This is a genomic window from Rhodococcus sp. PAMC28707, from assembly GCF_004795915.1.
Lineage (GTDB): Bacteria > Actinomycetota > Actinomycetes > Mycobacteriales > Mycobacteriaceae > Rhodococcoides.
In genome coordinates, this window is record NZ_CP039253.1 from 1,967,200 (window position 1) to 1,990,019 (window position 22,820).

19 protein-coding genes and 1 pseudogene are annotated in these 22,820 nt (G+C 61.7%); 12 read left to right on the forward strand and 8 right to left on the reverse strand.

Features of this window, described 5'->3' with window-relative positions:
- The first annotated feature begins 18 nt into the window (after positions 1-18).
- The 5 genes from E5720_RS08915 to E5720_RS08935 are packed head-to-tail and all read left to right on the forward strand — an operon-like array spanning position 19 to position 4,746.
- On the forward strand, positions 19-702 hold the full coding sequence (locus E5720_RS08915) for a succinate dehydrogenase cytochrome b subunit (protein ID WP_247596238.1): 684 nt from the start codon (positions 19-21) through the stop codon (positions 700-702).
- Positions 687-2,642, forward strand: a complete 1,956-nt coding sequence (locus tag E5720_RS08920; RefSeq protein ID WP_136170365.1) for a fumarate reductase/succinate dehydrogenase flavoprotein subunit — start codon at positions 687-689, stop codon at positions 2,640-2,642. The genes E5720_RS08915 and E5720_RS08920 overlap by 16 nt, the downstream gene beginning before the upstream one ends.
- A complete protein-coding gene (locus E5720_RS08925) occupies positions 2,639-3,391 on the forward strand; it encodes a succinate dehydrogenase/fumarate reductase iron-sulfur subunit (RefSeq protein WP_136170366.1) in 753 nt (250 codons plus the stop codon). Before E5720_RS08920 ends, E5720_RS08925 begins: the two co-directional genes overlap by 4 nt.
- A 57-nt stretch (positions 3,392-3,448) precedes the next feature.
- Positions 3,449-4,150, forward strand: coding sequence for an iron-sulfur cluster repair di-iron protein (ric, locus tag E5720_RS08930; protein ID WP_136170367.1), 702 nt, complete (start codon positions 3,449-3,451; stop codon positions 4,148-4,150).
- An 8-nt stretch (positions 4,151-4,158) separates the two neighbouring features.
- The gene (locus tag E5720_RS08935; protein ID WP_136170368.1) at positions 4,159-4,746 is read left to right on the forward strand and encodes a class I SAM-dependent methyltransferase; all 588 of its coding nucleotides are present in this window, start codon (positions 4,159-4,161) and stop codon (positions 4,744-4,746) included.
- A 31-nt stretch (positions 4,747-4,777) separates the two neighbouring features.
- Here E5720_RS08935 and E5720_RS08940 read toward each other — a convergent pair whose 3' ends face one another.
- Together E5720_RS08940 and E5720_RS08945 are read right to left on the reverse strand one after the other, a co-directional pair.
- Positions 4,778-5,677: a universal stress protein gene (locus E5720_RS08940; RefSeq protein ID WP_136170369.1), complete on the reverse strand. Its 900-nt coding sequence runs from the start codon at positions 5,675-5,677 to the stop codon at positions 4,778-4,780.
- A 25-nt stretch (positions 5,678-5,702) separates the two neighbouring features.
- Entirely contained in the window at positions 5,703-6,599 is an 897-nt protein-coding gene (locus E5720_RS08945) for a universal stress protein (protein ID WP_136170370.1), read from the reverse strand.
- 261 nt (positions 6,600-6,860) lie between these two features.
- Between E5720_RS08945 and E5720_RS08950 the strand changes: the two genes are divergently transcribed.
- The 5 genes from E5720_RS08950 (at position 6,861) to E5720_RS08970 (ending at position 11,625) form a co-directional block, all read left to right on the forward strand.
- Positions 6,861-7,382: a flavodoxin domain-containing protein gene (locus E5720_RS08950; RefSeq protein WP_136170371.1), complete on the forward strand. Its 522-nt coding sequence runs from the start codon at positions 6,861-6,863 to the stop codon at positions 7,380-7,382.
- Between the two features lie 144 nt (positions 7,383-7,526).
- Entirely contained in the window at positions 7,527-8,429 is a 903-nt protein-coding gene (locus tag E5720_RS08955) for a universal stress protein (RefSeq protein WP_168708317.1), read from the forward strand.
- Positions 8,430-9,431, forward strand: coding sequence for a zinc-binding alcohol dehydrogenase family protein (locus E5720_RS08960; protein ID WP_136170372.1), 1,002 nt, complete (start codon positions 8,430-8,432; stop codon positions 9,429-9,431).
- Between the two features lie 138 nt (positions 9,432-9,569).
- Positions 9,570-9,782 carry a hypothetical protein gene (locus E5720_RS08965; protein WP_084344934.1) on the forward strand — a complete coding sequence of 71 codons (213 nt, stop codon included), beginning with the start codon at positions 9,570-9,572 and terminating at the stop codon, positions 9,780-9,782.
- Between the two features lie 58 nt (positions 9,783-9,840).
- On the forward strand, positions 9,841-11,625 hold the full coding sequence (locus E5720_RS08970) for a SulP family inorganic anion transporter (protein WP_136170373.1): 1,785 nt from the start codon (positions 9,841-9,843) through the stop codon (positions 11,623-11,625).
- On the opposite strand, the gene E5720_RS08975 is transcribed toward E5720_RS08970, so the two are convergent.
- Both E5720_RS08975 and E5720_RS08980 read right to left on the reverse strand, forming a co-directional pair.
- Positions 11,555-14,050: a plasma-membrane proton-efflux P-type ATPase gene (locus tag E5720_RS08975; RefSeq protein WP_136170374.1), complete on the reverse strand. Its 2,496-nt coding sequence runs from the start codon at positions 14,048-14,050 to the stop codon at positions 11,555-11,557. The two genes, E5720_RS08970 and E5720_RS08975, sit on opposite strands and share 71 nt — an antisense overlap.
- A 216-nt stretch (positions 14,051-14,266) precedes the next feature.
- Positions 14,267-15,070: a GAF and ANTAR domain-containing protein gene (locus E5720_RS08980; RefSeq protein ID WP_136170375.1), complete on the reverse strand. Its 804-nt coding sequence runs from the start codon at positions 15,068-15,070 to the stop codon at positions 14,267-14,269.
- Between the two features lie 197 nt (positions 15,071-15,267).
- Between E5720_RS08980 and E5720_RS08985 the strand changes: the two genes are divergently transcribed.
- Together E5720_RS08985 and E5720_RS08990 are read left to right on the forward strand one after the other, a co-directional pair.
- A complete protein-coding gene (locus E5720_RS08985; RefSeq protein WP_136172544.1) occupies positions 15,268-16,053 on the forward strand; it encodes a beta-phosphoglucomutase family hydrolase in 786 nt (261 codons plus the stop codon).
- On the forward strand, positions 16,050-18,410 hold the full coding sequence (locus tag E5720_RS08990) for a glycosyl hydrolase family 65 protein (protein ID WP_136170376.1): 2,361 nt from the start codon (positions 16,050-16,052) through the stop codon (positions 18,408-18,410). Before E5720_RS08985 ends, E5720_RS08990 begins: the two co-directional genes overlap by 4 nt.
- A gap of 98 nt (positions 18,411-18,508) precedes the next feature.
- Here E5720_RS08990 and E5720_RS21985 read toward each other — a convergent pair.
- The 4 genes and pseudogenes from E5720_RS21985 to E5720_RS09010 form a co-directional block, all read right to left on the reverse strand.
- Positions 18,509-18,625, reverse strand: a pseudogene (locus E5720_RS21985) (polyphosphate kinase 2 family protein); the annotation flags it as partial.
- Positions 18,626-18,705: 80 nt separating this feature from the next.
- Positions 18,706-19,416 carry a histidine phosphatase family protein gene (locus tag E5720_RS09000; protein WP_348769850.1) on the reverse strand — a complete coding sequence of 237 codons (711 nt, stop codon included), beginning with the start codon at positions 19,414-19,416 and terminating at the stop codon, positions 18,706-18,708.
- On the reverse strand, positions 19,310-20,383 hold the full coding sequence (locus E5720_RS09005; RefSeq protein ID WP_210729983.1) for a class I fructose-bisphosphate aldolase: 1,074 nt from the start codon (positions 20,381-20,383) through the stop codon (positions 19,310-19,312). Before E5720_RS09005 ends, E5720_RS09000 begins: the two co-directional genes overlap by 107 nt.
- The gene (locus tag E5720_RS09010; protein WP_210730036.1) at positions 20,380-22,749 is read right to left on the reverse strand and encodes a phosphoketolase family protein; all 2,370 of its coding nucleotides are present in this window, start codon (positions 22,747-22,749) and stop codon (positions 20,380-20,382) included. Before E5720_RS09010 ends, E5720_RS09005 begins: the two co-directional genes overlap by 4 nt.
- Positions 22,750-22,820 lie beyond the last annotated feature (71 nt).

Below are 22,820 nucleotides of genomic sequence, written 5' to 3' on the forward strand. Positions count from 1 at the left end.
CAGGGACGCACCCCAACTGTGCGCTCCTCCGTCGTTCTGCATGCGGCCATGGCCGTCGGCGGGCTGATCATGGTGCTCTTCCTGATTGCCCACATGTACGGCAACCTGAAGGTCTTCGCCGGTCAAGAAGCCTTCGACGGATATTCGGCGTATCTGCGCACGATCCTCGAACCCCTGCTGCCGTACTCGGGAGCCCTGTGGATCCTCCGAGTGATCCTGTTGATCAGCGTCGGTATCCATATTTACGCGGCATTCGTACTGTGGCACCGATCCCGCAAGGCCACGGCCGGGGGCGGCGGGTGGAGATACGAGAGCACGCAGAACAGGCGGGGCGTACAGCGCACGTACGCCTCGTTCACCATGCGGTGGGGCGGGGTGACGATCGGACTCTTCATCGTCTACCACCTGTTGCACCTGACCGCGAACTACATCCATCCCGGCGGCGCATCGGAAAGCCCCTATGAGCGTATGGTCAATGGCTTTTCGATCTGGTGGGTGGTGCTTTCCTACGTCATTGCCCTCGTTGCGCTGGGTTTCCATCTGCGGCATGGCATTTGGAGTGCTTTTTCCTCGCTGGGCGCCAATACCGGCGCCAGTAGGCGTCGCCACCTCAATCAGCTGGCGTATCTGATCACCGTCGTAGTCATCGGTGGGTTCTTGGTGCCGCCGCTGTGCATTCTGTTCGGATGGGTGGGGCCGTGAACGAATATTTTGTCGAAGGTGACGCGCTACGGGACACCAAGTCTCCGGACGGTCCGCTCGCAGAACGCTGGAACAAACGCCGTTTCGAAGCCAAGCTGGTCAGCCCCACCAACCGACGCAAACTTTCCGTACTGATCATCGGAACAGGGTTGGCCGGAGGATCGGCGGCGGCCACCCTCGGCGAGGCCGGCTACAACGTCAAGGTCTTCTGCTATCAGGACAGTGCACGTCGGGCCCACAGCATCGCTGCCCAGGGCGGAATCAACGCCGCAAAGGACTACCGCAACGACGGCGACAGTGTCCAAAGACTGTTCTACGACACCGTCAAGGGCGGAGACTATCGCTCGCGCGAATCCAACGTCTACCGGCTCGCTCAGGTCAGTGCGGCAATCATCGATCAGGCTGTCGCCCAGGGAGTTCCGTTTGCCCGAGAGTACGGCGGATTGTTGGACACCCGTTCCTTCGGAGGCGTGCAGGTATCCCGGACGTTCTATGCGCGCGGACAGACCGGCCAACAACTGCTGCTGGGCGCCTACCAGGCGTTGGAGCGTCAAATCGGCGCAGGGACAGTGGAACTGAACACCCGGCACGAGATGCTGGACCTCATCGTCATCGACGGCAAGGCTCGCGGCGTCGTGGTGCGCGACATGGTTTCCGGGGAGTTCGAGACGCATCTCGCAGACGCCGTCGTGCTGGCCAGCGGCGGCTACGGCAACGTCTACTACCTCTCCACCAACGCGATGGGCTGCAACGTCACCGCCAGCTGGCGTGCTCACCGCAGGGGAGCCTATTTTGCGAACCCCTGTTACACGCAAATCCATCCCACCTGCATCCCCGTCAGTGGCGAACATCAGTCCAAGCTCACCCTGATGAGCGAATCTCTGCGGAACGACGGGCGCATCTGGGTGCCGGCCGCGGCCGGAGACGAACGGGCGCCGGCGGACATTCCCGAGTCGGAACGGGATTACTACCTGGAGCGGGCCTATCCGGCGTTCGGCAACCTCGTGCCACGCGACGTGGCATCGAGAGCCGCCAAAAACCAATGCGATCAAGGGCGGGGTGTGGGTCCCAACGGACTCGGGGTCTACCTCGATTTAGCGGACGCCATCGAGCGCCTGGGCAAACCTGCCATCGAGGAAAAATACGGAAACCTCTTCGACATGTACTTCAAGATCACCGACGAGGACCCGTACAAGGTGCCGATGCGCATCTATCCGGCTATCCACTACACGATGGGTGGACTGTGGGTGGATTACGACCTGCAGAGCTCGATCCCCGGGCTCTTCGTCATCGGAGAGGCGAACTTCTCCGACCACGGCGCCAACCGTTTGGGGGCCAGCGCCCTGATGCAGGGCCTGGCCGACGGCTATTTCGTCCTCCCCGGCACCATCAACGATTACCTCGCCCGCAATCCGCTACCCAAAGATGTGGATGCCTCGCATCCTTCCGTCGTCGAGGCAGTCCAAGCGGTTCGCGAGCGCACGGCGAGGTTGCTCGCCGTCAAGGGAACCCGGTCCGTCGATTCCTTTCATCGCGAACTCGGCGGCATCGTGTGGGAGTACTGCGGCATGGAACGCGATGCCGAGGGGCTCACCCGCGCGATCAGGGAGATTCGCTCGCTGCGCGATTCCTTCTGGTCCGACGTGTTGGTCACCGGGACCAACGAGGAGCTCAACCAGGCTCTGGAGCGCGCGGGCCGGGTCGCGGACTTCTTCGAACTCGCCGAACTGATGTGTATCGATGCACTGCACCGCGAGGAATCCTGCGGGGCACATTTCCGCACCGAAAGCCAGACCGAAGACGGAGAAGCTCTCCGACGGGATGAGGAGTTCTCCTACGTCGCCGGGTGGGAATTCGGCGGGGACGGTTCCCCTCCGGTGCTGCACCGCGAGCACCTCGAATTCGAGAACATCAAAGTCCAGCAGAGGAGCTACACATGAACATCACGCTGCGCGTGTGGCGGCAGAAGAACCGCGACGATGTCGGCGGCATGGTGGCGTACGAGGTGGCCGACATCTCCGCTGACATGTCGTTCCTCGAGATGCTCGACGTCCTGAACGAGGACCTCACGCACCGCGGCGGGGATCCGGTTGCTTTCGATCACGACTGCCGCGAGGGCATCTGCGGCATGTGCTCGATGGTGATCAACGGCTTGGCCCACGGCCCCGAGGCACTGACCACCACCTGCCAGCTCTACATGCGCCACTTCGACGACGGCCAGGTCATCGACGTCGAGCCGTGGCGCTCAACGTCGTTCCCCATCCTCCGGGATCTCGTCGTAGATCGGAGTGCGCTGGACCGCATCATCGAAGCGGGCGGTTATATCAGCGCCCCGACGGGATCTGCACCAGCGGCGAACGCGACGCCGGTATCGAGGAAGGACGCCGAGCGCTCCTTCGACGCCGCAGCGTGCATAGGTTGCGGAGCATGCGTGGCCGCGTGTCCCAACGGTTCGGCCTCACTGTTCCTCGGCGCCAAGCTGACCCACCTCGGATCGTTGCCCCAGGGACAGCCCGAACGGGGTCGCCGCGCGCTGGCCATGGTGCGCCGACACGACGCTGAGGGCTTCGGCGGGTGCAGTCAGATCGGCGAGTGCACCGCGGTGTGCCCGGCAGGCATCCCGTTGGACATGATTTCCCAACTCAATCATGATGTCCTGGTCGAGATCTCCCACAACAAGCACCGGTAAGAGCGCACCACGCACTTTCGCAGCCCACGTTGTCCGGGACGGGTTAGGGTAAGTCGCATGGCTATTGAGGCGTCGAATACATTGGCTGACCTGGTTGTCGAGGACAGTCGCCGCGCGCGAGTTTTGGAGGGATTCGGCCTCGACTACTGCTGCGATGGCCACCGATCCCTCTCCGACGCGACGGCCGAGGCCGACCTCGACTTGGAGGAAGTGCGTAAGGCACTCGACCTTCCCGGTGACAGCGCCCAAAAGACGCTCACGTCGCGGGAGTCCGCTGATCTTGCCCACGACATCGTCGACACCCACCATGCGTACATGTGGGAGGAGATGCCGCGGCTGCAGGCGCTCGTAGAAAAGGTGCACGGGGTCCACGGCGAACGGCACCCCGAGTTGGCCCGGGTGAACGAGCTCTACACCCAGGCGGTTACCGAACTCGATCCACATATGACCAAGGAAGAGCGCTCTGTTTTTCCCGCGATAGCTCGAATGGAAAAGACCGGGATCCCCGGTGTCTCCGGAGCGCTCGCAGCCCACATCGAGGCGTTGGTCCAGGAGCACGTGGTGGTCGGCGACCTGTTCAAGGAGATCAACTCCGTGACGGGGGCCTACACGATGCCGGAAGACGGCTGCGGCTCGTACCGGGCGATGCTCGACGGGCTCCAGAAGATGGAGCTCGATCTGCACGAGCACATTCACAAGGAGAACAACATCCTCTTCCCGAAGGCGCTCGAATTCGAGCGGACCATCACCGGAACCTGAGTGTCGTCATGTCGACGGATGAGGTCAGGGACGCGTACGACGCGAACGCACAAAACGTCGTAAAGATGCTCGGCTCGAAGGTGTCCACGACAGACCCGGACCGGGCCGTCATCGAGCCGTGGGCCGACACGGTCAGAGGCCGGATTCTGGACGTGGGCTCCGGCACCGGTCGCTGGGCCGGCCACCTGGCAAGTCTCGGCCACCCGATCGACGGGCTGGAGCCTGTCGAGCGACTTGTAGATATCGCCCGCACAGCCAACCCCGCAGTAACGTTCCAGCTCGGTACAATCGACGACCTCGCCGGCTCGGATGACCGGTGGGCGGGCATTCTTGCCTGGTACTCGCTGATCCATCTGGGGCCCGACCACCTGCCGAACGCACTCGCAACCCTGCGCTCGGTGCTCGAAGATGACGGCACGATGCTCATGTCGTTCTTCTCGGGCCTGCGCCTCGAACCGTTCGATCATCCGGTGGTCACCGCATATCGATGGCCGTTGCCGGACATGGCCCGTGCCCTGAACCAGGCAGGGTTCGAGGTGATAAGCGAACGCTGGGACGGGCCGGCACCTCACGCAATCATGCTGGTACGCGCTTAGTTTCGGTCGTCGATGGCAGTGGTCGGTCGCCTCATTCGTGCTTCGGTTCCCTTGCGATGATCAACGGGCATTCGACACGATGCGACAGCGACCGACTGGTCGATCCCAACAGTAGGCCGCTGAAACCGCCTCTTCCTCTGGATCCGACGACGACGGTCTGCGCACTTTTGGAGAGTTCGAGAATTTTGCTCACGGCACTGCCATGCTCAACTATTCGATCTACGTGCACGTCCGGGTACTGCTCCTGCCATCCTGCGAGACTTTCCGACATGACGACCCATCCCGCTGCATCCTGCGCGGAGGACATTGCATCTTTGTCGCTGTCGGAGTGGATCTTCCACAATCCAACGTCCTCGGACCAGGTGTGTACGGCGACTAGGCCGGTGCCACGAAGTGATGCCTCTTCGAAGGCAGCACCTACTGCCCTACTACTGGCACTCGATCCGTCGACACCGAGGACAACGGGCCCTTCGCGCTCTCCGGATGACGGAATACCGCTGATGATCGCGACGGGGCATTCCGCTCGCTCGGATACAGCAGCACTGACCGAGCCGAGCAATTCTGCGAAATACTCACCGTTTCCCCGCGTACCCACCACTATCATTCGCGCTGAGGCAGATCGCTCGAGCAGAGTCGGAATCGCGGCGCCTACAACCACTTCGGTGGCTATAGACAAAGCGTCCGCATCCTTGGCGGTGGCCTTGGCGATGGCCGACGCCGACTCCAGACCCTTGTTCACTTCCAGTCTCATCGGTGGACCGAGCTGAGGTGGCATAGCGGCGAAAGTCGTATAGACGTCGGTGATCTGGTAAGTAGAAACCAGGGTCAACGATGCGCCACGCAGTTCCGCCGCACGCGTTGCCCAGCGGACGGCATCGAACGAAGCATTCGAGCCGTCGACACCTACGACAATGGGGCCGTTCTTATCCATATTTACTCCTCTGACAACGATCGAACTACGGAACTACGAGTACCGGACATTGGGCTCGGTGGATCAGACTCTGGCTCACGGAACCGAGAATTGCCGACGACAGGCGCCCTCGTCCACGACTACCGACCGCGATGACCTGAGCCGAAGCGGACATCGTGCCGAGTTCACGTGCCACCGAAGCACCTACCGATCGAACCTCTACCGCCACAGTCGGATACTCACTCTTGTACGGATCGGCGATGCCCTGCAGCCACTTCCGTTCAGCGTCTCGTTGGTGCTGCCGATCCACCGAGGTCCCGTAATCGAGCTCGTCTGCATCCTCGACGGCCCCCACGTGCACTGCGACGAGGTCGGCGCCCAAGGTGCGTGCCAGATCGAAAGCTGCTGCCAGAGCGCGCCGGGACGGCTGCGACCCGTCGACACCCACCACTATCGGTCCAGTCGGGTCCGCGCTCTCGTCGCGACTTTTACGCCACACCAATACTGGGCATACTGCTGCGTTGACCAACTCGATGATGGAATGTCCGAATATCAGATCACGGAGCGGACCTGTTCGACTGCCGCCGAGGATCAGCAATCTGGAATTCGTCGAAATGGACTCGATCAGGTCGGTCGCCGCGCCACCGGTGATAGAACACTCGACCTCGATCTCGGCATCGAGGTCGCGGACGATCAGAGCCGCATCGTCGAGAAATTTCCTTCCTACCCGACGCAGTTCCAACTCGAGCTGAGCGCCGGCGATGAGCACTGCAGGGTCGAACCACCTGCCGACATCAGGAAGTGCATGAACGAGTCGGATCGAAGAGTGCACGTGCTGGGCAAGTCTCGCTGCCCATTCGACGGCGTTACGATCGTCGTCCGACCCATCTACGCATACAACGATGCTGCCCTCGTAGGCAGACGGTACGTCTTCGGTCTTCAAGGCTCTCCGTTTGTCGAATCCAGTGCTATCGACGAGCCTGGACCGCTTCTTCTCACAAGAACAGAGGACAAGGTCCTTACTGCACCGGGTACCTCGTCACCCACCGTTGCGCGGGTCCACCGAAGTCTATGAACTACTCATCGTTCGAGGACCGAAGTCCCTATTCGCGCCAGCGACACACGTTCACAGTGATGCCTACGAACAAGAGACTCTAGACGCAACAGCGTCGAAGTCCGGGCCTCGAGGAGAAGGAACACTGTCATGCGCGTCCTGATTGCAACTTCGAGCCGGCACGGTTCGACACGTGAGATCGGACAGTGGCTTTCGTCCTCGCTGACCGATGCCCTACAGAATTCCGGTGTTTCGGCGACAGTGGAGGTTCGCGACGCAGCTGACGTGGACAGCATCGCCGAATACGATGCGGTGATAATCGGCAGCGCCGTCTACATGGGCCGTTGGTTGCGAGGTGCTCGATCTCTCGTCGCGCGCCAACAGCCCGAACTCGAAGCACGCCCGGTGTGGTTGTTCTCCAGCGGACCCATCGGCGCCGCCGGTAAGCCCTCGGCACCATCAGCCATGGACAAGGCATCGTGGGCGGTCGAGCACCGTGTCCTCGGAGGAAAGTTCGACCTGTCGACGCTTTCCTGGTTCGAGAGACTCGTAGTGCGGCTCATTCGAGCCGATGAGGGAGACGACCGATCACGCGAAGAGATCGATGGGTGGGCGCGCTCGATCGGCGCGACACTGGCCGAGTCCGAGCCGACGGTTCCGACACTCCCGTGACACCTTCGACGGTCCGCCCGATATCTGCTGGAATTCGTGCCGGTTGTCGGATGAACCTGTGGAGAAGTGAAGTCGCAACCGTAGAAGCGAGGCTATGCTCGATGCACTGTGCCCGATGGTCGACGGAGCGATCGTGAGAACCCTGTGAACGCAACGAACAAGCCTCCATCGACGACGGTCTGGACGAACACGGTGTTGACCGAAATCGTCGTCGGCGTCGATGGGTCGGAATCCTCCCGAGGCGCACTCGCGTGGGCGGCCGGGTTGGCACACGACGTCAAGGCAAGAATTCGGATCGTTTACGCACTGCCACAGCGAGAATCGGCGAACAGGGTGACGCGAGAGCTGCGCGCATCCAAACCACGACTCCTCGGCAAACGCCTTCTCCGGTCATCCCGCAACGAAGTCCATCGTATCGATCCCGACATCGCAGTCGACACAGTGCTGACCGACGATCCCATCGCATCGTTCCTGGGCGCGCTGTCGCACACCGCAGATTTGATCGTGATCGGAGGCAATCCTTCGAGTCCTGTTCGAGATGTCGTCTTCGGCCACCATGCAACTCGCATAGTCGCCGACGCCCGATGCCCGGTCGTCGTGTGGCGGCCGCATGCCGTCGCCCCCGCTGTGACTTCCCAGCCAGTCGTCGTCGGTGTCGACAACTCCGACTCTTCGCACGGCGCAATCCTCGGCGCATTCTGGTTCGCCGACACCTTGAAGGCTCCGCTCATGGCCCTCCACATGGTTTCATCAGGGAGCCATAGGCCGGCGACAACGGTGGATGCAGACGTACAGGAACCGAAAGAGGGATCTCTTGCTTGGCTGGGGTCTCGTGTGACGGCTACCTCCGAGCGTCATCCCTCGGTCGAGCTTCACCTGCATTGTCTCGAGGCATCGGCAGACCACGAGTTACGCAGGGCGTCCGAAACAGCGCGTCTCGTCGTCGTCGGGAGCCGAGGGCTCGGTCCTGTGGCGGGTTCGATCCGCGGCTCGGTCGGGCAATCGCTCGTACACAGTTCGCACTGTCCGATTCTGGTGGTGCGCTGAGTGAAGGCCTGGCGGGTCACCGAACAGGGCAGCGTAGACGGCAGTCCCCTGCAGTTGGTCGATGAGCACATGCCTCGACCGACGTCCGGCGAGTTGCTCATATCTGTCCAAGCGTGCGGCGTGTGCCGAACCGACCTCCACGTCGTCGAAGGCGACCTTCCAATTCATCGGCCGCACGTAGTGCCCGGCCACGAAATCGTCGGCGCGATAACAGAAGTCGGAGACAACACCGAGACCGACTTCAGCGTGGGTGACATTGTCGGAATTCCATGGCTGCGTCACACCTGTGGCAACTGCCGATTTTGTGTGAGTGGTCGCGAAAACCTTTGCAAGGCATCGTTGTACACCGGATGGGATCACAACGGTGGGTTCGCGGAATACGCGGTGGCGCCGGCCGACTATGCCTTGGCACTACCGACCGGGTACAGCACCGAAGAACTGGCACCGTTGCTGTGCGCAGGGATCATCGGATACAGCGCCCTGCGCCGAGCCGAACTCCCGCCGTCGGGGAAGCTCGGTCTGTACGGCTTCGGCGCGAGCGCACACATAGTCGCTCAGCTGGCGCAGGCCGACGGCGCTACCGTGCACGTCATGACTCGGGACCTCGGTGCCCGACAGCTCGCACTGAAGATGGGGCTCGCGTCGGCACAGGGCACCTTCGATTCACCACCGGAGAAGCTCGACGCCGCCATTGTTTTCGCGCCTATCGGTGAGGCTGTTCCGACGGCTTTGGAAGCCGTCGACTCCGGGGGAACCGTCGTACTGGCAGGCATTCACATGACCGACATTCCGCGGCTGAACTACAACCGGCATCTTTTCCACGAAAAGCGACTGCTGAGCGTCGAAGCGAATACGCGGGTCGATGCTCGACAATTCCTCGAACGCTGCCAGAGAACGCACCTGACGATCGAAACTACGGTTTACCCTTTCGACCGCGCACTGTTCGCCTTGAGGGATCTCCGCCACGGCCGTTTTGCCGGCGCTGCAGTCATCACATTCTGACGCCGTCTTTTGTAGTGCACCACGGCCTGAACACCTTCGGCCGCACACTTGGGCACAAAGTCCCTTCTCCTGGTCCGTGAGGCTGAGTCAAAATGATGATAAGAAGTCGACACCCGGTCACCGAGAAGGACAAAATTCATGACGCTCGCGCTCGTAGCCACCCTTGCCGTGGCAGCTGCTGTCGGGACTGTGCGGTTCGGCTTCCGCTCGCCTGTCATCCGAACCGCGACGCACCTCGATGGGCCCGGCACGTTGGAGGAGCTGTTCGCTGCACGCTATGCGCGCGGCGATATCGATCTGCTCCAGTATCGAACCCTTCTCGACCATGTAGCAATGCAACTCCGCGGCTGACTCCAATCCGGCTCGAGCTGTTCATGTCCACAGTTGACGGCGATGCAAGGAGGCATCGATGCATCCGAAGTCGGCGTTGACACGTCGGGTGCGTTGTGTACGGCCGGTATTGTTTTCATCGTTGCAGGATTATCGGTGGTCCTGGCTACTCGGCGATCTGCTCGCGGGACTTACACTTTTGTCGATCGCGGTGCCCGAGCAATTGGCCACTGCACGGCTGGCAGGTATGCCGCCGATCACGGGCTTCTACGCGTTCGTTGCAGGCACACTCCTGTTCGCGTTGCTCGGATCGAACCGGCAGATGTCGATCGGGGCCGATTCGACGATCGCCCCACTCTTCGCCGTCGGAATCGCCACTGCGGTATCGACCGCCCCCGGTGATTATGTGGCGTCGGTGGGAATCCTCGCGGTGATGGTGGGTGTGATCGTGGCCCTGGTGGGCCTACTGCGACTCGGATGGATTGCCGAGTTCCTGTCGACGCCGATCATCGCTGGGTTCCTCGGTGGAGTCGCGATCATCATTGTTGTGCATCAGCTGCCCGACCTGCTCGGCCTGCCAGCCGTCAGCGGGGGGACGTTGAACCGAATCCGACTGATCGTCAGCGATCCTGCCATGGTAAACGGCTGGACGTTGGGTATCGGGGCCGGGGTTTTCGCTGTCGTGTTTCTCGCCGATCAGGTGGATCGACGGATTCCGGGTGCGTTGATCGCACTGGTGGGATCGACGATCCTCGTCGGTGCGTTGAATCTGACTTCCCACGGGGTAGCAGTGCTGGGTTCGCTCGCACACGGCGCTCCACATCTCGGCCTGCACGGGGTGTCGTGGTCGGCGTTGAGCACACTTGCGCCCATCGCCGGTGTCGTCGCACTGGTGATCGTCAGCCAGAGTGCGGCGACCACGCGCGCTTTCGCCGACAAGAGCGGTTATGACGTGGATGTCAATCGCGACTTCCTCGGCATCGGAGCCGGCAATGTCGCCGCAGGCCTGGTGGGTGCGTTTCCGGTGAACGCGAGCCCGCCACGAACTGCAGCAGTGGTTTCGGCGTCGGGACGGACCCAGGTAGCGGGCATCGCTGCTGCCTGCGCGCTCGTGTTGCTGATCCCCGCTCTGGCGCTCCTCGAGAACCTGCCGGTGGCAACCCTGGCTGCGATTCTGATCTTCATCGCCACCCGAATCGTGCACGTACGCGAGCTGATCGATATCGCCCGCTACGACCGTTTCGAGTTCGCTCTCGCTGTGGTCACTCTCCTGACAGTTGCCCTCGTTGGTGTCGAGTACGGCATCGGCGTGGCGGTAGCGTTGGCAATTCTGGACCGCACCCGCCTCAGCGCACGTCCCCACCTTCACGTACTGGGACACATCCCATCGACAACCAGTTGGGTGCCCCTGAGCTACACCGAACAAGCGAGGAAGGTTCCCGGGGTACTCGTCGTGCAGTTCGCGACACCTCTGTGGTACGCCAACGCAACCGAATTTCGAACCGAGATCACCGCCACAATCGACGCCGCGGATGATCCCCTGCACCTCGTCGTGCTCGACACGATGGGGATGACCGATATCGACTACACGGGAGCGCACTCATTGCGGCAGTTGATCGATCAACTCCGCTCGAGAGGAATCACCTTCGCAATGGCAAGAACCAGCAAGACGGCGCGCAGAGGTTTGGCGCGGAGTGGACTGCTCGCGCTGATCGGAGAGGAGCACCTGTTCGAATCCGTAGGAGAAGCCGTGAGCGCCCTCAGTTCCCGATTGGAAGCCGAGAGCACACCAATTACGTCGCAGTCGAATTCACCCAACGATGATGAGGTCGCGGATCGAGGATTCGGTAGGCAAGGAGTTTGATGCGGTCACTGACAAGGAACCACAGGAGTGCGTAACCCCAGACTGCCGCGGCCCATCCCCAGCCGAGAGGGGACATGAAGAGCCCGTAGACGGCTATGAGAGTCGCGACGGCCTGGGTGCCGCAGACAGCGATCAGCAGGATGCGGGCGGGCCGAATGGACCAGAACGGCCCGCGGGTGCGGGTCAGGAAGATCGTCAGGTGCCCGGCGACGGAAAGCATGAGATACATCAACGTCTGTACGCGCGCGTGGCCGAGTTCGAAGACACGGTCCCCCAGGTAGAACAATCCGAAAGCGGCGATCGGCCCAACCACACCCAGAACTGTGGCAATACCGAGCACCATGCGCATGTTCCATGCTTCGGGTTCGTTGCGGTAGTGCACTTTGTCATAGGCAATGGACAATATGGCGCCGTCGTTGAGCAGCGCGAGCATCACGATCATGATGGCGGTGACCGGATAGAAGTTGAAGACCAGGATGGCAACGGTCATGAACAGCAGCACCCGCAACGTCTCCGCGATGCGGTAGATGGCGTAGCTGTTCATCCGCTGAAAGATCTTGCGGCTCTCCTTGATCGCCTCGATGATGACCGAGAGACCAGGAGTCATCAGTACGATATCGGCGGCCGCGCGGGCGGCGTCGGTGGCACCGGAGACGGCAATGCCGCAGTCCGCCTTCTTCAATGCGGGGGCGTCGTTGACCCCGTCCCCGGTCATGCCGGCGATGTGGCCACGCTTCTGTAGCACGTCGACGATGTGGTACTTGTGCTCTGGAAAGACTTGAGCGAAACCGTCTGCGGTCTCGATGGATTCGGTCACCGCTGCCGATTCGTTCTTCTTCACGTCACCCAATGCCGCTGCATCTAGAATGTGTGTGCCCAAACCAATTTTGGACGCAGTTTCTTTGGCGATGGCCAGCGCATCGCCGGTGACCATCTTGACGGTGACGCCCATCGCGGCAGCGGTGGAGATGGTTTCCGCAGCGTCCTCGCGCGGAGGATCGAACAAGGGCAGGACTCCGACGAAGCGCCAGTCACCGTCTTTGTCGGCGCGGGCCACGCCCAGCGACCGGAATCCGTGCGCGGCGAAATCATCGACGGCACCGTCGGCGGCTCGGGTGATCTGTTCAGACGGTGTGGCCAGCGCCAAGATGACCTGTGGCGCGCCCTTCGTGACTCGGAACGTAGCCCCGTCGGATGCGCTGACGGTAGCCTCGGTGCGTTTGTGCACCGGGTCGAAAGGTGCGAAATGAGTGACTGTGAAGGTGTTCAAGATTGTCTCATCGTCGAGTCCGCCCAAGACTGCACGGTCGATGGGGTCGTCATTGTCCGCGCGCGAGGCCAGCGCACCATCGAGAACGACAGCTGCCGGAATCACACCATCGACGGCGAACGGGACACCCAACGTGAGTGAGTTCTGGGTGAGTGTGCCTGTTTTGTCGGCGCACAGCACGTCCACACCGGCAAGTTCCTCGATGGCAACCAATCGGCTCACGATGGCCTGCTTCTTGGCGAGCAGCCGTGCGCCTACGGCCATCGTCACCGACAACACGGTCGGCATTGCCACCGGGATCGACGCAACGGTCAGGACCAGCGCGAACTGCAGAGTCGTGAGGATCTGGTCTCCGCGCAGCACGGCTACCAAGACGATGAGCGAGACAAGCGCAACCGCCAGAATGATCAGGTAGTTGCCGATCTGAAGCACAGCCTTTTGAAAATGGCTCACTGTGTGCGCGTCTTGCACCAATTCCGCGGTCTTCCCGAAATAGGTGCCGCTACCGGTGGCGTACACCAACGCACTGGCTTCCCCTTGTCGGATGACCGACCCCGAGAACACCGCGTCGCCGGTTGCGGCAGCAGCAGGCAGAGACTCCCCGGTCAGTGCCGACTGATCGACCTCGATGTCATCACCATCGAGCAGTCGTGCATCAGCAGGAACGATGTCACCGAGACGTAAGCGGATAACGTCACCCGGCACCAGCTCTCGTGCCGGTGCCGAAATCGACTTACCATCGCGGGTGACGCGCGCAGTGATAGCCAACTTGGCTTTGAGCGCGTCGATCGCGTTGCCTGCCTGACGTTCCTCGGTGTATCCGACGACACCGTTCGCCACTAGCAGCACCAGAATGATGAAGAAATCCGGCCAGTGCCCGACTGCGCCGGACAGAATGACGGCGATCTCGATCATCCACGGGATCGGGCCCCAGAAGTAGCTCAGGAATTTCAGCAGTGGATTGGTCTTGTGTTCAGCAATCTCGTTCGGCCCGTACTGCACCAACCGCTTCGCAGCATCGGCAATGCTCAGTCCGTCCGGTGAGTAGCCGAGCTGCGTCTTTACGGTGGCCAGCGGCACCGACTTGAAATCGATATCCGGTGCAGGCTGGTCCGCAGACCGTCGCGGCGCGGTCTGCGGGTCAGCCGCGGTCATAGCGCTGACCTGCTGCCGGCACCAAAGACATTGGGCGCGAAAAGGTCCGGTGAAGAATTCATGGCGATCCCCGAAAATTGCGGTGTCACCGAAGTGTCCGGCTGTGAGCGATTGCTCTGAGGGGTGCGGCTGACAGCCACCTTCATTTCGGACTGGCTGAGTGTCTCAACACAGTTGACGCTACACCCCATCGACCTGGACGGAGCGGATCGCGATTCAGACCGGGTGGTGACGGGCAATCGCACGGCGAACGGCTTCGTCGACGATGTGTTGGGCCACCTCCCCCAATTTGCGATGCTCGGCCTGGCTGATCGCCCTCAGTTGACTGAAAGCGTCCTCGGCACTGCTCCCGCTGCGTCCGCGAAGCAGGCCGATCGCTTGATCGATCACCGGCCGTGTCGACAGAGCGCTCTGTAGCTGAGCAGCCAGTGTCGTCGCCTGGGCGAGGATCTGGGCATTGCGGACGGCGACTGCCGCGGGTTTGGCGAACAGTTCCCCGAGCTCGACGGCGTGCTCACCGAAGACATTCTTACCTCGGGCGTAGACGTTGATGGCCCCGACCACACGGTCAGGCAGCAACAGCGGTAGCGACAGTGCACTGTGCACGCCCAGTCTGCCCACACGTGGACCGAATCGCGGCCACATCTGCTCCCCGCCCAATGACCCCGACCGCACTGTGCGGCGCTCCGAGGCTGCGGTGATGCAGGGCCCCTCGTGCAGCGTCACATACTGAATCTTGTCGATTTCGGCGACGAACGGAGCGCTCGCTGCCAATGCCTCGACCAAGTTGTCGGTCCGGTCGACGCGCAACAGTGTTACCCCAGCACCATCCGCGCCAGGGATCGCACGAACTGCGAAAGCCGCGACGTCGGTCAACAACTCGAGGAGCCCGCCGCTACCCGCCACCAGCCCTGCCAATTCACCTATGGCGCTTCGTAAGTCGTCGAAATCTGTGCTGACCTGCTCCGCAGTCAACGATCCAGCTCGAATATTGTGAACCACTTCGGTGAACTCCGTCATCTGTATTTCCCTTAGCGCTCGATCAGTCCGCTCCAGGCCGCCGTACCGAGACAGACCTCCGACGACATGCCCATACAGCCGACGGCCGTGAGGTGAATTCTCACACCAACAGTAGCGCCGTCGCGGATACAAATTGAGGTGAATCTTGCCGGTCCTCATCCAAATACAAATAATTGCCAAGAGAATTTAAAGTGCTGATGGTTCCTTGCCGCGGCGGGTGGCAGCGTAGCGTCGACGTCGTGTTGGGTCTCCCGGATCAGGTACGCGGCTGTCTGTTCGATCTCGACGGTGTGCTGACGCAAACAGCTACAGTGCACGCGGCTGCATGGAAACAGATGTTCGACGCCTATCTCCGAGATCGGGCCGAGAAGTCGGATACCGAATTCGTGCCGTTCGACCGGGTCTCCGACTATGACGCTTACGTCGACGGCAAACCACGTGCAGATGGGACACGGTCCTTCCTCGAGTCGCGCGGAATCGAGTTGCCCGAAGGAGCCGACGATGAGCAGCCAGAGCGGTACACCGTGCAGGGCCTGGGGGCACGAAAGAACACAATTTTGCTCCGAATGATCCACCGCGACGGGGTGACGGCCTACGAGGGATCAGTCCGCTATGTGCACGCAGCGCGTGACGCCGGATTGGCGCGCGCAGTGGTCTCGTCGAGCATCAACTGCCGTGACGTGCTCGCCTCGGCGGGGATCGAGGATCTTTTCGACGCCCGCATCGACGGAGTCGTCGCGCGCCGCGACCATCTGCGAGGCAAACCGGAACCCGACACGTTCCTCGCGGGTGCACATGCGCTGCAGGTGGAACCATCACAGGCGGCGGTGTTCGAGGACGCTCTCGCCGGGGTGGCGGCAGGTCGAGCAGGCGGCTTCGGTTTCGTCGTAGGAGTCGATCGGGTCGGGCAAGCCGACGCGCTACGTGCGCATGGGGCCGACATCGTGGTGACCGATCTGGCCGAACTGTTCGACCGGCGATGATTCTGAATCCGTCCTTCACCGTCGACCCGTGGTGCATTCGCGCAACCTCGTTCGATCTCAACTTGTTGGCACAGACCGAGTCGGTGTTTGCATTGTCGAACGGGCACATCGGGTGGCGCGGAAACCTCGACGAAGGTGAACCGAGCGGTCTGCCGGGGTCCTATCTGAACGGGGTGTGGGAGCAACGCCGTCTGCCGTATGCGGAGGCCGGATACGGCTACCCGGAGTCCGGCCAGACGGTTATCAACGTCACCGATGGAAAACTCATTCGGCTACTCATCGACGACGAACCCTTCGACATTCGCTACGGTGAATTGCACACTCACGAACAAGTGCTCGACTTGCGAGCCGGGGTACTGAGCCGCAGCGTCGACTGGACCTCGCCGGCCGGTCGCCGCATCCGGGTCACCTCGGTACGTCTGGTATCTCTGGTGCAACGGGCGGTAGCTGCGATCGCCTACGACGTGGAGGTCCTGGACGGTCCGGCCCGAGTCGTCGTGCAATCCGAACTCGTCGCCAACGAGCAGATGCCGCCGACCGACGACAATGACCCACGGGCTTCCTCGCCCCTCGACTCACCGCTGCAATCGGAAGCACATTCTTCCCACGCAGCCTGGGCCGAACTGCTGCACTGCACGCGGGGCAGTCAGTTGCGGATCGGGTGCGCGATGGACCACGTAGTGACCGGCCCGGCAGTACAGCAGGACGTGGCGAGCTACCCGGATCTTGCCCGCGTGACAGTGACCGCGGACCTGAGCCCCGGACAACCGCTCCACCTGGTCAAGTTCGTCGGCTACGGCTGGTCGAGTACGCGTTCGTTGCCGGGGGTACGCGCTCAGGTCGCTGGGGCGCTCACCGCCGCCACCGCCACCGGGTGGGACGGCTTACTCGCCGAGCAACGCGACTACCTCGACGACTTCTGGGACCACGCCGATGTCGAGGTCGAGGGAGACGCCGAGATCCAACAGGCCGTGCGGTTCGCGATGTTTCATGTATTGCAAGCAGGCGCCCGCGCCGAGGGCAAAGCAATCCCGGCGAAAGGCCTCACCGGTCCCGGGTACAACGGCCACACCTTCTGGGACACCGAAACATTCGTGCTTCCTATGCTCACCTACACTTCACCGGACGCCGCCGCACACGCGTTGCGTTGGCGCCACGCCACCTTGCCTGCCGCGCTGGATCGAGCTGCTCATCTGGGTCTGCGGGGCGCAGCGTTTCCGTGGCGCACCATCGCAGGTGAGGAATGCTCGAGCTATTGGCCGGCCGGCACGGCTGCGTTTCATATCGCTGCCGATATCGCCGACGCGGTCGTCCGTTATGTACGCGTCACCGGGGACACAGAATTCGAACGGACCGTCGGCGTGGAATTGCTGGTGCAGACCGCCCGGCTGTGGCACAGCCTCGGTCATCACGACGACACGGGCAGGTTCCGCATCGACGGGGTCACCGGACCGGATGAATACAGTGCAATCGCCGACAACAACGTCTACACCAACCTGATGGCACAACAGAACCTGCAGGCCGCTGCCGACACCACCCACCGCTACCCCGAACGGGCCCGTGACCTCGACGTCGACGACGAGGAGACCGCGGCTTGGCGCGACGCCGCGCATGGCATGTACGTGCCCTACGACGACGAGCAGGGTGTGCACCCGCAAGCCGAGGGCTTCCTGGAACATCAGAGTTGGGACTTTGCTGCCACCGATGCCGGGAACTATCCACTGCTGCTTCACTTTCCATACTTCGATCTCTACCGTCGCAAGGTCACGAAGCAAGCCGACCTGGTGCTTGCCATGTATCTGCGCGGTGACGCGTTCACAACCGAGCAGAAAGCACGCAACTTCGACTACTACGAGGCAATCACTGTCCGGGACTCCTCGCTGTCGGCATGCATTCAGTCGGTCATCGCCGCCGAGGTCGGCCATCTCGGTCTCGCCCATGACTACCTCGGCGAGGCCGCGTTGATGGACCTGGACAACCTCGAACACAACACCCGTGACGGCCTCCACATTGCATCGTTGGCGGGGACCTGGATTGCGCTGGTCGGCGGGCTCGGCGGGATGCGCCACCACGACGACGGCGCCCTCGTATTCGGGCCTCGCCTGCCGGAGGGCATAACCCGGCTCGCATTCACCTTGTTTCTGCGCGGTCAACGACTGTATGTCGAAGTCACCCAGGGATCTGCTCGCTACTCCCTCACCGACGGGGCTCCGATGGACGTCGTCCACCACGGACACCCCGCCCAGGTCATCGCCGGACAACCTTTGCAGCTACCGATCCCTCATCCGACGCCGCGGCCGACGCCCACTCAACCGGCGGGGCGCGCGCCGGTGCACAGGCGACTCCGTCGTAGGTAAATGGAAGTACTTTCCCCAGCGCATACTTCCGGTCACTTGCTGAGCTGACTACGAAAAGACTCGAGCTCGCGGTGACGCTCCGGTGTGCCGTGCCCTTGCAGGATCTCGGGATGGACACGAGCGATGAGGACGTCCTCGTAGTACGAGCGGTTGAAGATCCCGATCCTGCCGCGTTCAGGTAAACGACAGGTGGTCCGCCAGAGAAAGTCGTGTTGTCCTGCTTCTACCCGGAACCTATCCATGAGCAACGTCGTCGCACATGACCCAAAAGACGTCTCCTGGGTAGTATTTCCGTTCATCTGGGGAGCAGCGCCGCATCCACATTCCACCGCCCGACGCAGCGCTCGCCGTGGTAGTCCTCGATCACTGAAATGGACGCGGTGATGCTGGCGAACAGCCGCCCACTCTCGGGGGTCAGGCCTAACGCCCGCGCAGCCAAAATTCGAGAAAAGTGCCCGTGGGTGACAACTACTACCGCCTCGTCGCCCGTCCCTGGTTGCGCATCGAGAAAGGAATCGGCCCGCTTCCCGACAGCCTCGGTGGATTCGCCGTGGGCACAACCGTCTCTCCAGATGTCCCAACTGGGTGCCAGAGAGTCGATCTGGGTTTTCGTCAGACCCTCGTAGTCGCCGTAATCGTATTCCGAGACGAGTGGATCCACTGTGACCGGCCAACCGGGGAGGGCGAGGGCAGCGGTCTCAGTTGCACGTCCGAGGGGACTGGAAATCGCTCGCGCACTGTGGCCGGACAACATGCGATCTATTAAAGGCGCCAGTGCGGAAGCTTGTCCACGACCGTGCGGTGTCAAGTCCAGATCGGTACTGCCGGTGTATCTTCGGTGTACTGTCCACTCGGTTTCACCATGACGAATGATGATTAGTTTCATCGTGTCGGGTCGCTCACGTCGGGGTGAGGACGGTTGAGGACGTGTACTTGCCACGTCGTGCGTCCTGATTATTTTCAGCGCGTTGACGTAGGGCGCGTTGTGCGGCGGCAGCATTCGCATCCTGTCCGTCCCAGATGGATAGGGCAGGTTGTTGAATTGCTCTGCCGTAGGAAAACCCGACGGGCCACGGCAATATCGGAAGTTCTGCGGAGTTGATGGCGTCGAGTCGTGCCGTCGCTAGATCACCGGATTGGCCACCGGAGAGAAAAACGATTCCAGCGGTCGCCGCGGGCACGGTCCGGCGCAGGCAAGAGATAGTAGCCTCGGCGACGTCTTCGACGCTCTCCTGAATTGGGCAGTCGAGCCCGGGAAGGACCATGTTGATCTTGAGCAGCATGGCCTCGACCACGACACCGTTCATGTGTAGCTGAGAAAAAACCTCTCGCAGAACAGTTTCGGTTACCTCGCCGCATCGGGCCGCGGTGTGGTCGCCGGTCATGAGCACTTCGGGTTCCACGACGGGAACGAGACCGGTTTCCTGACACAGAGCTGCGTAACGGGCCAGTGCGTGGGCATTGGCCTCTATGCATGCGCGGCTCGGCGTGGCCGGGCCGATGGTGAACACAGCCCGCCACTTGGCGAACCGGGCCCCCGACTCGGCGTACCGAACCAGACGTTCGCGCAGCCCGTCGAGACCTTCGGTCACTTTCTCGCCAGGATGGCCTGCCAGCGGGTGGGTACCGCGGTCCACCTTGATACCGGGGACGATGTCCCGATTCGCCAGGACGGTAGCGAACGCATGACCGCCAGAGGTGTTCTCGCGAATCGTTTCGTCACACAGGATGACTCCGCTGATGCTGTCGGCGAGGCCGGGCGTAGTGACAATCAGTTCTCGATAGCTTCGTCGGTTGTCCTCGGTCTCGGCAATCCCGAGTGCAGCGAATCTTTTGTTGCAGGTGGGGATGGACTCGTCGATTGCCAGCAGGCCCTTGTCGGCGGCGACCAAAGCATTCGCCGCAGCCACCAGGTACGCAATGCCCGGTAGATCGATCTCAGTCGCCGGCTCCCGGGCCACTGTGCTCGTCACGACGCGGGGTTCCAGATCCAGTTGCGAATCTCGGGAAGGTCCTGGCCATGAATATCGATGTAGCGGTTGTGCTCGACGAGCTTGTCGGCCATCGTCTGCTTGAGGTAGTCGGCAGTGCCACCAAGTTCCGGGAGCCGGTCGATGACGTCCATGACGAGGTGGAATCGGTCGAGCCTGTTCTGCACCCTCATATCGAATTCGGTTGTGATACTGCCTTCTTCGTTGTATCCACGGACATGAAGATTTCGATTTGTACGACGATAGGTGAGTCGGTGGATCAGAGACGGGTACCCGTGGAAAGCGAAGATGATGTGCTTGCCGACGGTGAACATCGAGTCGTAATCGCCGTCGGACAATCCATGCGGGTGCTCGCTCGGGGATTGCAGCTTCATCAGGTCCACGACGTTGACGACCCGAACCTTCAGCTCAGGCAGGTGTTCCCGCAGGATCGACACCGCTCCCAACACTTCGAGGGTCGGGGTGTCGCCGCAGCACGCCAATACGATGTCAGGTTCGTCACCGGCGTCGTTGCCGGCCCATTCCCAGATGCCGATTCCTTCGGTGCAGTGCACTTCGGCCTGCTCGATGGTGAGCCATTGCGGCATCGGGTGTTTGCCCGCGACGATCACGTTGACGTAATGGCGGCTGCGGAGGCAGTGGTCCGCCACCGACAGTAGACAGTTGGCGTCCGGCGGCAGATAGATCCGGACGATGTCGGCTTTCTTGTTGACGACGTGGTCGAGGAAGCCGGGGTCTTGATGGGTGAATCCGTTGTGGTCCTGCTGCCAGACGTGGGAAGCGAGTAGATAGTTCAGGGAGGCGATGTTTCGCCGCCACGGTAGTTCCGAAGTTATTTTGAGCCATTTGGCGTGCTGGTTGAACATCGAGTCGACGATGTGGATGAATGCTTCGTAGCAGTTGAACAGCCCGTGCCGTCCAGTGAGCAGGTAGCCCTCGAGCCAACCCTCGCTCTGATGCTCGCTGAGCATCGAATCCAGGACCCTCCCCTGGGTCGCAAGATCTTCGTCGTTGTCTACGGTGCGAGCTTCCCACTGCCGGTCGGTGACTTCGAAGACAGCGCCGAGATTGTTGGACAGCGTTTCGTCGGGCCCGAAGATGCGGAAATTGCGTGCCTCGTCGTTCGCGGTGATCACGTCGCGCAGGAAGGTCCCGAGCACTCGGGTGTCTTCGGCGCTCACTGCACCGTGCGCGGTCACGGCCACGGCGTAGGTGCGGTAGTCGGGCATCACGAGGTCACGGCGCACGCCCGGGTTGGTGTGTGGGTTGACTCCCATCCGCCTCGGTCCATAGGGAGCAAGTTCGGCTAGTTCGGGAAGAAGGCGACCGGACGGATCGAAGAGCTCATCAGGTTCGTAACTGCGCATCCACGCGTCGAGTTGCTCGACGTGCTGCGGATGCGCCTCGTCGACCAGCAGTGGTACCTGGTGTGCCCGAAACGTCCCTTCGATCTTCACGCCGTCCACGAACTTCGGACCGGTCCACCCCTTCGGCGACCGCAGCACGATCATCGGCCATCTCGGTCTTGCGCTGTTACCCGTCGTTCGGGCGTGGTGTTGGATGGCGTGAATGGTCTCGATCGTTTCGTCCAGCACAGTAGCCATGAGCTCGTGCATCACCTCCGGATCGTCACCTTCGACGTAGCGTGGATCCCACCCGCAGCCACGAAGGAATTGATCGAGTTCCTCGGGTTCTATCCGCGAGAGCAGGGTGGGATTGCTGATCTTGAATCCGTTGAGATGCAGGATCGGCAGGACCGCTCCATCGCTGATGGAGTTGAGAAATTTGGTCGAATGCCACGCTGTGGCCAGCGGACCGGTTTCGGCCTCACCATCGCCGATGATGCACGCCACGATCAGATCCGGATTGTCGAATGCGGCGCCGAAAGCGTGGCTCAGCGAATAGCCGAGTTCTCCACCTTCGTGAATCGATCCCGGAGTCGTCGGCGCCACGTGACTGGAAATGCCTCCAGGAAAGGAGAATTGGGTAAACAGCTTCTTCATCCCCGCCTCATCCTGGCTCACGTCGGGATAGATCTCTGAGTAAGAACCTTCCAGATAGGTGTTCGCGACGAGAGCAGGACCACCATGACCGGGCCCCGCAACGTAGAACATGTCCAGGCCGTACTTGTTGATTGCACGATTCAGATGCAGATAGATGAAGTTCTGCCCCGGCGTCGTTCCCCAGTGACCGACAACGAGCGGTTTGACATCCGAGAGCACCAGCGGCCTGGTCAACAGCGGATTGTCATAGAGGTAGATCTGACCGACCGAGAGGTAATTCGCCGCGCGCCAGTAAGCGTGCATCCTCCGCAGTAGTTCAGGTTCCAGTGTGTTGGCGTGTGGCATCACTACGGTGTCGGTCATGGGTGTCCTTGTTCTCGTCATGGGGAACTTCACTGTCGGTCGACTTCGGCACC